The sequence below is a fragment of the Dietzia sp. oral taxon 368 genome (assembly GCF_002999155.1).
Classification (GTDB): Bacteria; Actinomycetota; Actinomycetes; order Mycobacteriales; family Mycobacteriaceae; genus Dietzia; species Dietzia cinnamea.
In genome coordinates, this window is record NZ_CP027238.1 from 3,264,153 (window position 1) to 3,278,164 (window position 14,012).

Sequence of the window (14,012 nt, forward strand, 5' to 3'; positions counted from 1 at the left end):
CAGCCTCAGAGCCCCCGACCAGTGGCCGACCCGTGCCCCGACGACAGAACGACCAGTGGCCACCGGCGGCGCCGGGGCCTACCGTGGCGGCATCCCATCGCTGCCCACCGCCGACGCCCGACGAAGGACCACGATGTCCCGCAGCCGCAGGCTCACCCGACAACCGACCCGCCTCCCGGACCCGTGGCTGCCCGTACTGGCCCCGGCTCGCGGCCCGACGGCGGTCGCGACCTACCTGCGGGTGCACCTATACGGTGCGGCGGTCGGTCGCAGCCTGCTGGACCGCTGCATCAGCGCGGTGGACGCCGCGGACCGTGAGCGTCTGGTGCCGCTGCGCGAAGAGTTCGAGCAGGAGATCGCGGTTGCCTCGCGTCTGCTCTCCGAACTCTCGATGGTCGGTGCCCCGGGCCGGCGGCTGCTGCGCCTGTCTTCGGAGATCGGCCTGTCGGTGTTGCCAGTGGGCCCGGTGATCACCGACCCCCTCGCGCGGCTGGGCGTGCTCGAGACGCTGCGCACCCTGGTCGTGGCCAAACGGTCCATGTGGGAGTTGCTCGCCGCGTCCTGGGTGGCGGACCGCCCGGGAACGGCGCGAGACGACGACGTCGGCGATGACGACGACGAGGCCGGCGGTCCGCCCACCCGCCGCGTCCTACGGGGGTTGGCCGAGCAGGCCGAAGAGCAGGAAGCACTGCTGGAGCAATTGCGCCGCACCTACGGCCTGGCGGTGTTCGAAAGAGCAGGAGTCGTTCGAGCGGGAGTCGAATGAGCGCGCCGGGGAGCTTCCGCGCCGACGTCGCGGTCGTGGGCTCCGGCCCGAACGGCCTGGCTGCCGCCCTGCTGTGCGCTCGCGCCGGTCGCGACGTGGTGGTGCTCGAGGCGCAGGACACGATCGGCGGGGGCTGCCGCACCCTGCCCATGGACGACATGCCCGACGACCTCGGGTCGGGCCTGCTCGTGGACCCCTGTTCGGCCGTCCATCCCATGGCCGGGGCGTCCCCGTTCTTCCGGGATTTCGACCTGGCCGCCCACGGGGTCAATCTGGTCACCCCGTCGGTCCAGCTGGGCCATGCGCTGCCGGGGCGGGACGCGATCGTCGTGCCCGCCGACCCCTCCCCCGACTCGCTGGCGATGGGTCTGGGGTCACGGGCGGAGGCCGAGGCGTGGACATCCCTCATGGGCCCGGTGGGGCGCCGCAGCCTTGACGTGGCGGCCACGGCCCTGTCCGACCAGCGGTCGGTACCGCCGGTGGCGGCGACGGCGGCACTCGCCGGCGCGTTCGTCCGCGCCCACCCCCGCGGGGGCGTGGCGGATCCGCTCGGACCGGACGGGCGGACGCTGCTGTCCAGCATCTCCTCGCACTCCATCACCCCCCTGTCCTCGCCCGCGGCGACGGGCGTGGGACTGGTACTCGGCTCGCTGCTGCACTCCCCGCTCGGGTGGGCGCTTCCTCTGGGTGGGAGCGGGGCCATCACCGCCGCGCTGGCCGAGGCCCTGGTCGAGGCCGGGGGCCGGATCCGGACAGGGGTCCCGGTGGAGTCCCTCGCGCGCCTCGACGCCCGACACGTGGTGTTCAACACCTCCTCCCGGATCCTCGGCCGGATCCTCCTGGCTTCCGAGCCCTCCCCGGCAATCGCCCGTCGTGCCCGACGCCTGCTACGCGCCCCGATCGGTGGCGCGGCCGCCAAGGTCGACCTGGTGCTCTCTGGTCCGGTCCCCTGGCGGGACCCCCGGCTCCACGAGGCGGGCACGGTCCACCTGGGCGGCGACTCCGAGCAGATCGCCGTCGCTGAGCGCGACGTCGCGGCGGGCCGTCACGCCGAGCGCCCCATGATCCTCGTCTCGCAGCCCTGGGTGACCGACCCGGGCCGGGTGGCCCCCGACGGGCGCCGACCCCTGTGGACCTACGCACACGTGCCGGCCTGGTCCGACCGCGACCAGACCGAGCAGGTGCTCACCGCACTGGAGGAGGTCGCGCCGGGCGTCAGGGACGTGGTGGTGGCTGCCCGCTGCATCCCCGCATCACGCATGGGAGAGCACAACCCCAACTACGCGGGCGGCGACATCGCGGCGGGCCGCGTGGACCTGCGGGGGCTGGTCGCCCGCCCCGTGCCGCGGGTCGACCCGTTCGCGACCGGCGTGCCCGGCGTCTGGCACGCCTCCGGCTCGACGCCGCCGGGGCCCGGCGTGCACGGCATGGCCGGACAGCACGTGGCCGACCGGATCCTCAGGGACTGAACGGCACGACGGTCCGGGCCCCGGTCACTGGTAGGAGACGAACCACGGCCGGGGCTCGACCGCCATGGTCTGTTCCGGCGTGAACGTGGGCGTGTCCTCGTCGTAGAAGTTCTTCCACGCCATCCAGATGTCCGGGGACAGACCCGCGCGCAGGACGTCCCACGTCTCCATCTTGAGCTGCGGCGTGCCGTGGCCGTCCGCGTGCAGGGCGATCGCCACCTCGGGCCGCGAGGTGTCGATCCTGTCGCGGTCGGTGATCATGGCGAGGCTGAACTGGTGGAGGATCAGCAGCTTCTGGGGCCCGCCGCTGTCGCGCGTGAGGTCCGCCAGCCAGTCGGTGACCCGGTTGATCTCCTCGGCGTCCACGGACCCGATCTGAGCACCCGGCTGCTGCCCCGGATCGAGCTTCCACTCGGGGTCGAGGGCGAGCCCGACGTTGGGACGGGTGAGCAGTTCCTCGAAGATCTTCGCCTGGTCCAGGAGGTCGGCCATTCCGGGCTGGAGGTCGATCACCGCGTACCCTCCGGCCTCGGTGATGGCGTCGATGAGCGGGACGAACTCCTGCGGGTCCCACTCGTTGGTGAAGTTGCCGTCGGGCCCGGGGGACGTCGAGGCGACCGTCGCGATGATCTCGAACGCCGGGATGACCGGCTCCGGGGAGTGCGGTTGGTACTCCTCGACCAGCCGCTGCACCCGCGCCACGCTCTCCTCCGGCCCCTGCTCGCCGAGGATCCCCAGGGCAGGGGTGATCGGCGTACCGTACGCTGCCACGAACCGCCGTCCCGGGAACAGCAGCTGTCCCCCACCCGGCAGCTCGGGAACGGTCCGTGCCTTCTCCACGCGGTCCCCGAGCTCGTCCTCGGTGCCCCACCCGGGCCCGAGTGCGTAGACCGCCCCGGCGTCCCGGACCGCCTCCACGGACCCCCCGTCGACCCGCGGGTCGGGGGCACGCAGGTGCGACACCGCCGCGCCGACCGCGACGGCCGTGGCGATCGCCGCGACCGGGGTCTCGTCGTACACGAGCACGCTGGGCGCGCCGTCGCCGTCCCATGCTGGTTCGCCGCGGTCGAACGACTCGGTGCCCGCTCCCGCCCCGTCAGCGGCGGTGAACTCGCCGGCCGCCATCAGCGCCGGCGTCCCCGGCACCTGATGGACGGTGACGTCGTCGATCCGCCCCTGAGGGACCTCGACCTCGGAGTCGAACGTGATCCCGGTCAGCTCCTCGAGCTCCGCCCGACCTCCCGGAGCGTCGACCACCTCGCCGTCGTCCGGGGTGAAGGCCACCCGCCCGACCCGCAGCACCCGCTCGGCGCCGAGCCGCGAGACCTCGTCGGCCAACGCCGCGTCCCCGCCCTCGACGGCGGTGAGCATCGGTGCGTGCAACCCGACCGCGACGGAGGCGGCGCGCGCCTGCGAGGCGGCGTCCGGGGCGGCCACGATGACAACCGGGGCGGAGTCCACCAGCAGTCTCGCGGTCTCCACACCGGACCCGTCGGACTCGGCGGCGACCCGCGTGCCCTCCACTTGGGCGACCTGGGTTCCCGTGCCGTCGCCACCGGGGTCGGACGTGCACGCCGCGGTCGATCCCACCAGGGAAACGGCGAGGACCGCCGCACCCACTCCTCGGTTGAAGTGGCGCACGGCGGTCCTCCTACAGCTGTCGGAAATCGATCCCGGAGGACCCTACAGGGGCCTCACACGGAACGCTCCCGCAACACTCAGGCAGTCTCCGTGATGGGACGGTCGACCCAGCTCATGAGGTCGCGCAGCTTCTGACCGGTGACCTCGATCGGGTGCTCCGCGTTCTCCTTGCGCAGCTGCTCCAACTCCTTGTTGCCGCCCTCGACGTTGGCCACGAGGCGCTTGGTGAACTCGCCGTTCTGGATATCGGCGAGGATCTCCTTCATGCGCTCCTTGGTGCCGGCGTCGATCACGCGCGGGCCGGAGAGGTAGCCGCCGAACTCCGCGGTGTCGGACACCGAGTAGTTCATGCGGGCGATGCCGCCCTCGTACATGAGATCCACGATGAGCTTGAGCTCGTGAAGCACCTCGAAGTAGGCCAGCTCGGGCTCGTACCCGGCCTCGACCATGACCTCGAAGCCCGTCTTGACGAGCTCCTCGGTGCCGCCGCACAGCACGGCCTGCTCACCGAACAGGTCGGTCTCGGTCTCGTCCTTGAAGGTGGTCTTGATGACGCCGGCGCGGGTGCCGCCGATCGCTTTGGCGTAGGACAGGGCGAGCGCCTCACCCTCGCCCTTCGGGTCCTGCTGCACGGCGATGAGCGCCGGGACGCCCTTGCCGTCGACGAACTGACGACGCACCAGGTGGCCGGGGCCCTTGGGGGCGACCATCGCGATGGTGATGTTCTCGGCCGGCTTGATGAGGCCGAAGTGGATGTTGAGTCCGTGGCCGAAGAACAGCGCGTCGCCGTCGTTCAGGTTGGGCTCGATGTCGTCGGTGTAGATCTGCGCCTGCGAGGTGTCGGGGGCGAGCAGCATGACGACGTCGGCCCACTTGGCAGCCTCGGACGCGGTCATGACCTTCAGGCCGGCCTCCTCGGCCTTCTCGCGGGACTTGGAGCCCTCGCGCAGGCCGATCACGACCTCCACACCGGAGTCGCGCAGGCTCAGCGAGTGCGCGTGGCCCTGCGAGCCGTAGCCGATGACGGCGACCTTGCGGCCCTGGATCAGCGACAGGTCCGCCGAATCGTCGTAGAACATCTCCACTGCCATGGTGGATTCCCTTCGTTTGTTAACGGTAAGTCGAAACCGGGTTACAGGTCGAGACTATCGAGTGGTGGTGATGGACTTGGGACCGCGTCCGAGCGCGACCATCCCGGACTGGACGATCTCGCGGATGCCGTAGCCGTCGAGCATCCGCAGCAGCGCGTCGAGCTTGTCCGGCGTGCCCGTCGCCTCGAGCGTGAGCGACTCAGGCGAGACGTCGACGATGTGCGCGCGGAACAGGCTGGCGATCTCCACGATCTGCCCGCGGTTGGTGGCGTCGGCACGGACCTTGACCAGCGTGAGCTCTCGGGCCACCGAACCGGCCGGGTCCTGTTCGACGATCTTGATGACGTTGACCAGCTTGTTGAGCTGCTTGGTCACCTGCTCGAGCGGGAAGTCCTCGACGTTGACCACGATCGTCATGCGGGACAGCCCATCGGTCTCGGTCGGGCCGACGGCCAGCGACTCGATGTTGAACCCGCGCCGCGAGAACAGCGACGCGACGCGCGCGAGCACGCCGGGCTTGTCCTCCACCAGCACGCTCAGGGTGTGGGAACGAGCGCTCACTGATCCTCCTCCTGCCCGGCGATGACGGCGGCGTCGATCCGCTCGGTCACCTCGTGGATCTCCGTTGCGTCGTCCGCCGCGGAGTCGGTGTCGTCGAACAGCGGCCGGATGTCCCGGGCCGCCATGATCTCGTCGTTGGACGTGCCCGCCGCGACCATCGGCCAGACCTGGGCGTCCTTGCCCACGATGAAGTCGATGAGCACCGGGCGGTCGTTGATCTCGCGCGCCTGGGCGATCACGTCGTCCACGTCCTCGGCCCGCTCACAGCGCAGCGCCACGCAGCCCAGCGCCTCGCCGAGCTTGACGAAGTCCGGGATGTGCATGGAGTGCGTCGACAGATCGGTCTGCGAATAGCGCTCCTCGTAGAACAGCGTCTGCCACTGCCGCACCATGCCGAGGTTGCCGTTGTTGATGAGCGCGACCTTGATCGGCGCACCCTCGATCGCACAGGTGGCCAGCTCCTGGTTGGTCATCTGGAAGCAGCCGTCGCCGTCGATGGCCCACACCTCGGCGTCCTGACGACCGAACTTGGCGCCCATCGCGGCGGGCACCGCGTAACCCATCGTGCCGAGACCGCCCGAGTTGAGCCACGTCCGCGGCTTCTCGTACTGGACGAACTGGGCCGCCCACATCTGGTGCTGACCGACGCCCGCGCAGTACACGGCGTCGGGTCCGGCGGCGGCACTGAGGCGCTCGATGACGTACTCCGGCGACAGGGACCCGTCCGACTGCGGCGCGTAGCCCAGCGGGTACTCGTCACGGATCTCGTCCAGCTCGCCGACCCACGTCGACGGCGCGTCCAGCGCACCGGAGTCCCGCTCACCGCGGAGCGTCTCGACGAGCTCGACGAGGACCTCCTTGATGTCCCCGACGATCGGCACGTCGACGGCGCGGTTCTTGCCGATCTCGGCCGGGTCGATGTCGGCGTGGATGACCTTCGCGTCCGGTGCGAACGTGTCGAGGCGCCCGGTGACCCGGTCGTCGAAGCGCGCACCGAGCGTCACCAACAGGTCGGACCGCTGCAGCGCGGCGACGGCGGCGACCGTGCCGTGCATGCCGGGCATCCCATAGTGCAGCCGGTGCGAGTCCGGGAACGCGCCGCGGGCCATGAGCGTGGTGACGACGGGGATGCCCGTCAGCTCGGCCAGCGCCATGAGCTCGGCGGAGGCGTCCGCCTTGATGACGCCGCCGCCGACGTACAGCACCGGTCGCTTCGACCGCGCGATCATCCGGGCGGCCTCGCGGATCTGCTTGCCGTGCGGCTTGGTGACGGGCCGATAGCCGGGGAGCTTCATCTCCGGCGGCCACGAGAACGTCATCTCGCCCTGCAGGACATCCTTGGGGATGTCCACCAGCACGGCACCCGGACGGCCCGTCTGGGCGATGTGGAACGCCTCGGCGATCATCCGCGGGATGTCGTCACCGTGAGAGACCAGGAAGTTGTGCTTGGTGATCGGCATCGTGATGCCGGAGATGTCGGCCTCCTGGAAACCGTCTGTGCCGATGAGGGCGGTCCCCACCTGGCCGGTGATAGCCACGATCGGAACCGAGTCCATCTGCGCGTCCGCGAGTGGCGTCACCAGGTTGGTGGCACCTGGGCCCGAGGTCGCCATGCAGACGCCGACCCGACCGGTGGCCTGGGCGTAGCCGGTGGCGGCGTGGCCCGCACCCTGCTCGTGCCGGACGAGCACGTGCCGGACCTTGGCCGAGTCGTAGAGCGGATCGTAGACCGGCAGGATCGCCCCGCCGGGGATGCCGAAGACCACCTCGGTACCGATCTCCTCGAGGGACCGGACGACGGCTTGCGCGCCCGTCATCCGCTCGGGGGCCGCCGGGCGGGCCTTCTGGTCTGCGCCCGGACGGGGTCCGGGCTGTGCCGTTGGTGCGCTCACTTCAACTGTCCTTCATGCTGGTCGTGGAGCTTGTCGTTCGTCGCCTCACCCGGTCCGGTGGGACCGGTGGAACCTGGCAACAAAAAACCCCCGACGGCCAGAGGGCCGGCGAGGGTGCGCGTCGGGGGGAAGCCAGGTTGCGGCTCAGGCGCCGACGCGCCGGCCGAGTACGAGACCGTTCCAGGTGTTCACGCGGCCCAGACTAGGCCCCGGCCGTCCATAGCGTCAACTCGTGGAACGGCGATCCCACATAGTGGACCGTGCGAGAATCGAGGACATCATGAGCGCCCCATTCAGAACCCCGGTCCCGGAGTCCACCCCGCGCGACCAAGCCCTTTTCCGCGTCAACCCCATGTCCTACATCGTCATCGCCATCCTGGTCGTGGCCATCCTCTGGCCCGTCGCGGCCTACCCACTGGCCCTGGGCTGGCTGGTGCTGATCCCGGTGGCCTTCGCATGGTGGGTGGCGAGGACCCGCACCCGGCTCGACGAGCGCGGAGTGCACCTGTCGACCTGGCGCTCCCGGCGCTCGGTCTCGTGGGACGAGGTGAAGGGCGTGATGTTCCCGAAGAAGGGCTTCGCCCGGCTCGTGACGACCTCGGACGACTCCCTACCGATGGGCGGCGTGTCGTTCCACGACCTCCCGCGCCTGTCCGCCGCCAGCCGGGGCCGGATACGCGACCCCTATTCCGCGCCCGGACCCGAGCAGCCCTGATATTCACCGGCCGACTGACACCCGGTCGCCCAGCACCAGGCTGACAGCACCCCGGCGTTGCCGATCGCGGCGGCCACCATGACGACGAGCGCGTAGAACACCGGCGGCGGGTCGTTGGAGACGCCCGCCGGCAGCGGGTTCCACGCCGAGACGTCCACTCTGATCGGGTCCTCGAAGGCGAGCGCGGCGCCCGCGCCCACCGAGCCGCCCTTCGCGCCCACCGGGGCGTATCGTGGGGAGGTCACGGCGCGTCCGGGGCGCCCCGCGGGTGCGGCCCCTCCGGCCGCCCGCCCCCTTCGAACCGGATCGAGGTCCCATGCCGCCCCTGAGGTCACGAACCAGTACCGCCGGACGCAACGCCGCGGGGGCCCGGGCCCTCTGGCGTGCGACCGGTATGACGGACTCGGACTTCGGCAAGCCGATCATCGCGATCGCCAATTCCTACACGCAGTTCGTGCCCGGCCACGTCCACCTGAAGAACGTGGGCGAGATCGCCGCGGAGCAGATCGCGGCGGCGGGCGGCGTGGCGCGGGAGTTCCACACCATCGCGGTCGACGACGGCATCGCCATGGGGCACGCCGGGATGCTGTATTCGCTGCCCAGTCGCGAGATCATCGCGGACTCGGTGGAGTACATGGTCAACGCCCACACGGCGGACGCGTTGGTGTGCATCTCCAACTGCGACAAGATCACGCCGGGCATGCTCAACGCGGCCATGCGGCTCAACATCCCCACGGTGTTCGTCTCGGGCGGTCCGATGGAGTCGGGCTTCTCGGTGGTCGTGGACGGCGTCGTCAAGGCGGGTTCCGACCTCATCACCGCGATCTCCGCCTCGGCGAACTCCGCCGTCGACGACGAGAATCTGGACGCCATCGAGCGATCGGCCTGCCCGACATGTGGGTCGTGCTCGGGGATGTTCACCGCCAACTCGATGAACTGCCTCACCGAGGCTCTCGGGCTGTCCCTGCCGGGTAACGGTTCCACGCTGGCCACGCACAGTGCGCGTCGCGAACTGTTCGCCGAGGCGGGTCGCCTCATCGTTGACCTGTGCACGCGCTACTACCGCGACGAGGACGACTCGGTGCTGCCGCGCGCGGTGGCCACCAAGTCAGCCTTCACCAACGCGATGGCTCTGGACGTCGCGATGGGTGGCTCCACGAACACGGTGCTGCACATCCTCGCCGCCGCGCAGGAGGGCGAGGTCGACTTCGACCTGCACGACATCGAAGAGGTCTCCCGCCGGGTGCCGTGCCTGGCCAAGGTCGCCCCGAACTCGGACTACTACATGGAGCACGTCCACCGGGCCGGCGGCATCCCCGCGATCCTCGGCGAGCTGTACCGCGGCGGCCTGTTGGAGACCGACGTCCACTCTGTGCACTCGACCTCGCTCGAGCAGTACATCGCCGACTGGGACATCCGCAGTGGCACGGCCACCGAGAAGGCGGTCGAATTGTTCCACGCCGCCCCGGGCGGGGTGCGGACGATCGAGCCCTTCTCCACGGACAACCGGTGGGAGTCGCTCGACACCGACGCGGAGGGCGGCTGCATCCACTCGGTGGATCACCCCGCGACCGCGGAGGGCGGCCTCGTCGTGCTGCGAGGCAACATCGCCCCCGACGGGTCCGTGTTCAAGACCGCGGGCGTGTCAGAGGAGAACTTCCACTTCTCCGGGCCGGCCAGGGTGGTCGAATCCCAGGAGGAGGCGGTGTCGGTGATCCTCAACAAGACGCTGCAGGCCGGTGAGGTCCTGGTGGTGCTGTACGAGGGGCCTGCCGGCGGCCCGGGGATGCAGGAGATGCTGCACCCGACTGCGTTCATCAAGGGCGCGGGCCTCGGCACGAAGTGCGCCCTCATCACCGACGGTCGGTTCTCGGGCGGTTCCTCGGGGCTGTCGATCGGACACATCGCGCCCGAGGCCGCCTCGGGCGGCCCGATCGGACTGGTGCGTGACGGCGACATCGTGACGATCGACGTGGCCACGCGCTCCATCTCGGTGGAGGTGGACGACGACGAGTTGGCCCGCCGCCGGGAGGAGAAAGGACCGCTACCGTGGCGGCCGGCGAACCGGGACCGGAAGGTCTCGACCGCCCTGCGTGCGTACGCCTCGATGGCGTCGTCGGCGGACAAGGGCGCCGTCCGGATCCTGCCGGACTGATCGCGGATGCGGGCCGACCGCCGGCGAGCGGTCGGCCCGCTGCGACCGGCCAGCCAGTCGGCGGCACTGTCGGCCCGCAGTGAGGTCAGCCCGCGGTGATGGGTGCGCTGTCGGCGGTCGATGTCAACGGGTTGGTGCCGTTGAGGAGGTACCACACGAGCCCGGCGAGCACGACGACGATCACCAGCCAGACGATCCCGCTGAACCGTGGGCGGTGCGACCATCCCCACTTGCGGTCGGCGGCCCACCGCCCGGGTCCGGTGAAGAGCAGCGTCAGCAGCGCCGCAGCGTAGAGGATCGACGGCTCGAGTCCCCGCGAGGTGTCGCCGAGGACGGGAATGGGGTCCGCGCCGGTCAACCGGACCGCGATGCCGAGCCCGACTATCCCGAGGAGGCCGGCCGCGGCGATGGGCGTGGCCAGCCCTACGACGAGCATGACGCCGGCGACGAGCTCGACGGCTCCGCCGGCTATCGCCAGCGCGCGGGCCATGTCGAAACCGGAGTCGGCGAGCGTCTCCGTGAACCCGTCGATCCCCGGCCCGCCGAACAGCCCGGCGAGCTTCTGCAGGCCGCGCATACCCAGCAGGACGCCCACTACCAGGCGGAGGACGAACAACCCGAGGTCGATGGTCCCGCGCCTACCGATCTCGTCGCGACGGGCGGGCGTGATGGTTGTCGGCTGCTCGCCGAACGGCAGTGGCGCGGACATGTCGTACCCGCCCGACTCGGCGAACTGCGAATAATCGGTGCGCCCGGCGGCCGGGAACGCGGTGGTGGCGGTGTCGCCCGTCCCGCCGCTCGCGCCCGTAGCCGCGCTCGCTCCCGTGCCCTTGGTGCCGGGCACGTCGAGCGGGTAGTCGACGTCGTGGATGATCTCGGTCCGGGCGTCGTCGTCGCCGCGCTTTGAGGGAGTCACCCCTCGACTGTAGGCCGCGGCCGCCGCGGGGACCCGTAGGACACGGCGCGCCGTAGTCTGGTCGGCATGAGATCGCTCGCGCTCGTCCTGACGCTCGCCGTCGCGGTGTCGGGCTGCGCGAGGTTCGACGATCGCCTGGAGGCCCCGTTCACGCCGGCACCGGGCCCGGGGGCGGGGGCCGCGCCGCCGCCGAGTGCACCCGGCGCTCCGACTCCCCCGCCGACCTCGCCCTCCGGCGAGCCCGAACCGGCCCCTGAGACCGGACCGTGCGTGGACCCTGATCCCGCTGTGATCGCCACGTGTCTGGGTCCGGCCGTCGCCGTGGCCGGTCTGGGTGACGGGGCGCTGGTCGCGGAGTCGACGGGTGCGGTACGGATCGTCTCGCCGGACGCGGTTCCGGAGGAGTTCGGGCGGGTGGATCCGCGGGGCGGTCGGGTGGCCGCGGTCGCGCCGTCCCCGGATTTCGCCCAGGACCGGTTGGTGTATCTCCTCGTCGTCGGCGATGGACCCACACGCGTCGAGCGCCTGGCGCGCGGCGACGCTCCCCGCACGGTGGCGGAGCTCGCCCCTGCTGAGAGCGGCGGCCTCGCGTTCGTCGCGGACATCCTCACCGTCGGCGTCGGTTCGGAGCTCGTGCGGTTCCCGTCGTTCACGGGGATCGGTCGCGCCGAGCGGCCCGAGGTGATCGCGCGCGATCTGGGTGGCATCCAGGCGCTGTGCGTCCACGACGACGAGCTGTATCTCTCCACGGTGACCGACCGTGGTGCCGCACTCCGCGCCCCGGGTCGGATGGTGTGGACGTGGCCGGACCAGCGTTCGGCGGGTGGGTGCGCGGCCGGCGAGGGGACGCTGGCGATCGCGCTACCGGACGCCGAGCGGGTCGATACCCTGCAGACCGCCGGCGGTGCCGCGCGTGGTCAGCCCGAGGCCCTCGCGGAGGGGCGCTACGGGCGGCTCACGGGCCTCACCGTGGTCGGCGGGGGCATCCTCTTGGCCGGGACCACCAACAAAGCCGGCGGCTCCCCTGTCTCGACTGACGACCGGGCGGTCATCCTGCCCGACTCCGGTGGTGGCCGGGACGCCCGCATGTGAGTCCTACTCGAACGCTTGTGCGATCTCGGACCGCCCGGTATGCTCGTTCTCATGTTCGAGTGAGGGTGCGGCGCGGGCGGGGGGGTGACCGGGGTGGATACGACGACGAGGGCGTTCGGTCTCGGCGCGCTGCGCGCGGTGGAGGAGCCGTTGGAGTCGTTGGACGCCTCGGCGCTGAGCGAGGTGGCGCGGTCGGTGACGCTGGCGCAGAATCTGGCCGGGGCCACCCGGTTGCATGCCGCGCACCTGCTGGTCGAGAGCTTCACAGCGCTGGACGAGGCCACCCACGGCGGCCCCGGTGCCGATACCCGTCCCGCGCACGCCCGCCTGGACCCGGCCGACCGGGCCCGCCACCACCTCGCCGCGGCGATGGCCCTGACCGGCTGGCACGCCCGCCACCTGGTCACCGCCGGCGTGCAGATCCACACCCGCCTGCCCCGCCTGCGCGAGGCCGTCGAGCGGGGGCTGCTGCCCGAGCAGTTGGCCATCGACGCCGCCTGCCGCCTGGCCGGCATTCCCGACGACATCATCGGCGGTGTCGAATCCGATGTCGTGGCCCGCCTGACCCGCGACCTGGCCGGCGGTCACCGACCGAGCCGCACCGCCCTGGACACCACCGTCGACGCCTCCCGCGAACGCCACGACCCCCAAGGCGCCGGCGATGCCGTCGACGCGGCCGCCGACAAGCGCACCGTGCGGTTCCGCCCCGAACGCGACGGCATGACCAGCATGTGGGCCCACCTGCCCTCCGGCGACGCCGAGAAACTACGCCGCCGCATCGACGCCGTCGCCCGCGCCGCCGCCGAGTCCGGCCATCCCCGCACCCGCAACCAACTGCGCGCCGACGCCCTGGTGGCCCTCGGCGATCCCAACACCACCGACATCGCCGACCCCCTACCCGACCACCCCGCCGACGCCGACGCCGACGTCGGCACGGCCGCCGCCGCCGACGACGCTGGCGCTGGCGCGGGTCGTGCGCGGCTGGGGGCCTCGTGGGGCACCGACCAACCGATCCGCATCTCCGTGATCAACAGCATCACCCGGGGCATGCCCAACCGCGTGGAGTTCGTCACCGGCGCCTACGCCAGCTTCGACTGGCTCTGCGAGGAACTGCTCTCCGGCGGCGACGCCAAGGTCCGGTTCGAACTACTCGACCCGCAACCGGGCACCGAGGACACCCCCGAGGCGGCGCTGAAGTACCGCATCAGCCCCGCCCTGGCCGAACGGATCCGCCTGCGCGACGGCACCTGCCGCCACCCGGGGTGCACCGTCGATGCCCACGACTGCGAGATCGACCACGTCATCGCCTTCGACCACCAGCGCCCCGAGCTGGGCGGGCCCACCGCCGAGTGGAACCTGGTGTGCCTGTGCCGCAAGCACCACCGGGAGAAAACCTTCGGCCACTGCGCCTACCGGCCAGGCCCGCTCGGCGAACTGACCATCATCACCGAGACCGGACACGAACACCACACCCGACCCCACGGCCCCCTGGCCCAGGCCCGCGACCGCATCCTCGACCACCGCTGGCACCACCACCTCGACCGCCTCATCGCCGACGACGGTCACCTCACCAACCCACCCGGGGTCGAACGCGACGGACCCCGTCCAGCCTGATCGGCGGGGCGAGGTCCGGAGGCGAGGGACGACCGATGACGTAGTCGGTCGTACCGCCTAGGGCGTGTCTCCCATAGCTGAGCGGTGACCCGCGAGACCG

At 71.3% G+C, this 14,012-nt stretch carries 12 protein-coding genes; 6 read left to right on the top strand and 6 right to left on the bottom strand.

The features are described from left to right. Positions 1-133: 133 nt before the first annotated feature. Both C3V38_RS15290 and C3V38_RS15295 read left to right on the top strand, forming a co-directional pair. The gene (locus C3V38_RS15290) at positions 134-766 is read left to right on the top strand and encodes a hypothetical protein (protein ID WP_106386524.1); all 633 of its coding nucleotides are present in this window, start codon (positions 134-136) and stop codon (positions 764-766) included. Further along, the gene (locus C3V38_RS15295; RefSeq protein ID WP_106386223.1) at positions 763-2,235 is read left to right on the top strand and encodes an NAD(P)/FAD-dependent oxidoreductase; all 1,473 of its coding nucleotides are present in this window, start codon (positions 763-765) and stop codon (positions 2,233-2,235) included. Before C3V38_RS15290 ends, C3V38_RS15295 begins: the two co-directional genes overlap by 4 nt. A gap of 24 nt (positions 2,236-2,259) precedes the next feature. On the opposite strand, the gene C3V38_RS15300 is transcribed toward C3V38_RS15295, so the two are convergent. The 4 genes from C3V38_RS15300 to C3V38_RS15315 form a co-directional block, all read right to left on the bottom strand. Continuing rightward, a complete protein-coding gene (locus C3V38_RS15300) occupies positions 2,260-3,876 on the bottom strand; it encodes a hypothetical protein (RefSeq protein WP_106386224.1) in 1,617 nt (538 codons plus the stop codon). A gap of 77 nt (positions 3,877-3,953) precedes the next feature. Further along, a complete protein-coding gene (gene ilvC / locus C3V38_RS15305) occupies positions 3,954-4,967 on the bottom strand; it encodes a ketol-acid reductoisomerase (RefSeq protein WP_106386225.1) in 1,014 nt (337 codons plus the stop codon). A gap of 54 nt (positions 4,968-5,021) precedes the next feature. Then, a complete protein-coding gene (gene ilvN, locus C3V38_RS15310; RefSeq protein ID WP_007627160.1) occupies positions 5,022-5,528 on the bottom strand; it encodes an acetolactate synthase small subunit in 507 nt (168 codons plus the stop codon). After that, on the bottom strand, positions 5,525-7,420 hold the full coding sequence (locus C3V38_RS15315) for an acetolactate synthase large subunit (protein WP_106386226.1): 1,896 nt from the start codon (positions 7,418-7,420) through the stop codon (positions 5,525-5,527). The genes ilvN and C3V38_RS15315 overlap by 4 nt, the downstream gene beginning before the upstream one ends. Before the next feature lie 280 nt (positions 7,421-7,700). On the opposite strand from C3V38_RS15315, the gene C3V38_RS15320 reads away from it, so the two are divergent. Continuing rightward, positions 7,701-8,135 (top strand): PH domain-containing protein, encoded by a 435-nt coding sequence (locus C3V38_RS15320; RefSeq protein ID WP_129591201.1) that lies wholly within the window; start codon positions 7,701-7,703, stop codon positions 8,133-8,135. On the opposite strand, the gene C3V38_RS15325 is transcribed toward C3V38_RS15320, so the two are convergent. Next, positions 8,105-8,380 (bottom strand): hypothetical protein, encoded by a 276-nt coding sequence (locus tag C3V38_RS15325; RefSeq protein WP_129591202.1) that lies wholly within the window; start codon positions 8,378-8,380, stop codon positions 8,105-8,107. The genes C3V38_RS15320 and C3V38_RS15325 overlap by 31 nt on opposite strands. A gap of 71 nt (positions 8,381-8,451) precedes the next feature. Between C3V38_RS15325 and ilvD the strand changes: the two genes are divergently transcribed. After that, positions 8,452-10,290, top strand: a complete 1,839-nt coding sequence (gene ilvD / locus C3V38_RS15330) for a dihydroxy-acid dehydratase (protein ID WP_106386229.1) — start codon at positions 8,452-8,454, stop codon at positions 10,288-10,290. An 85-nt stretch (positions 10,291-10,375) separates the two neighbouring features. Here ilvD and C3V38_RS15335 read toward each other — a convergent pair whose 3' ends face one another. Beyond that, positions 10,376-11,206 carry a DoxX family protein gene (locus C3V38_RS15335; RefSeq protein WP_106386230.1) on the bottom strand — a complete coding sequence of 277 codons (831 nt, stop codon included), beginning with the start codon at positions 11,204-11,206 and terminating at the stop codon, positions 10,376-10,378. Positions 11,207-11,272: 66 nt separating this feature from the next. Between C3V38_RS15335 and C3V38_RS15340 the strand changes: the two genes are divergently transcribed. Both C3V38_RS15340 and C3V38_RS15345 read left to right on the top strand, forming a co-directional pair. Next, on the top strand, positions 11,273-12,298 hold the full coding sequence (locus C3V38_RS15340) for a PQQ-dependent sugar dehydrogenase (RefSeq protein WP_165001126.1): 1,026 nt from the start codon (positions 11,273-11,275) through the stop codon (positions 12,296-12,298). A 93-nt stretch (positions 12,299-12,391) separates the two neighbouring features. After that, positions 12,392-13,912 carry an HNH endonuclease signature motif containing protein gene (locus tag C3V38_RS15345; protein WP_106386526.1) on the top strand — a complete coding sequence of 507 codons (1,521 nt, stop codon included), beginning with the start codon at positions 12,392-12,394 and terminating at the stop codon, positions 13,910-13,912. Positions 13,913-14,012 lie beyond the last annotated feature (100 nt).

Bases quoted from the DNA above. Each gene is read 5' to 3' on its own strand.
- C3V38_RS15290 (WP_106386524.1), top strand. From the start codon at position 134: ATGTCCCGCAGCCGCAGGCTCACCCGACAACCGACCCGCCTCCCGGAC.
- C3V38_RS15295 (WP_106386223.1), top strand. From the start codon at position 763: ATGAGCGCGCCGGGGAGCTTCCGCGCCGACGTCGCGGTCGTGGGCTCC.
- ilvC (WP_106386225.1), bottom strand. From the start codon at position 4,967: ATGGCAGTGGAGATGTTCTACGACGATTCGGCGGACCTGTCGCTGATC.
- C3V38_RS15320 (WP_129591201.1), top strand. From the start codon at position 7,701: ATGAGCGCCCCATTCAGAACCCCGGTCCCGGAGTCCACCCCGCGCGAC.
- ilvD (WP_106386229.1), top strand. From the start codon at position 8,452: ATGCCGCCCCTGAGGTCACGAACCAGTACCGCCGGACGCAACGCCGCG.
- C3V38_RS15340 (WP_165001126.1), top strand. From the start codon at position 11,273: ATGAGATCGCTCGCGCTCGTCCTGACGCTCGCCGTCGCGGTGTCGGGC.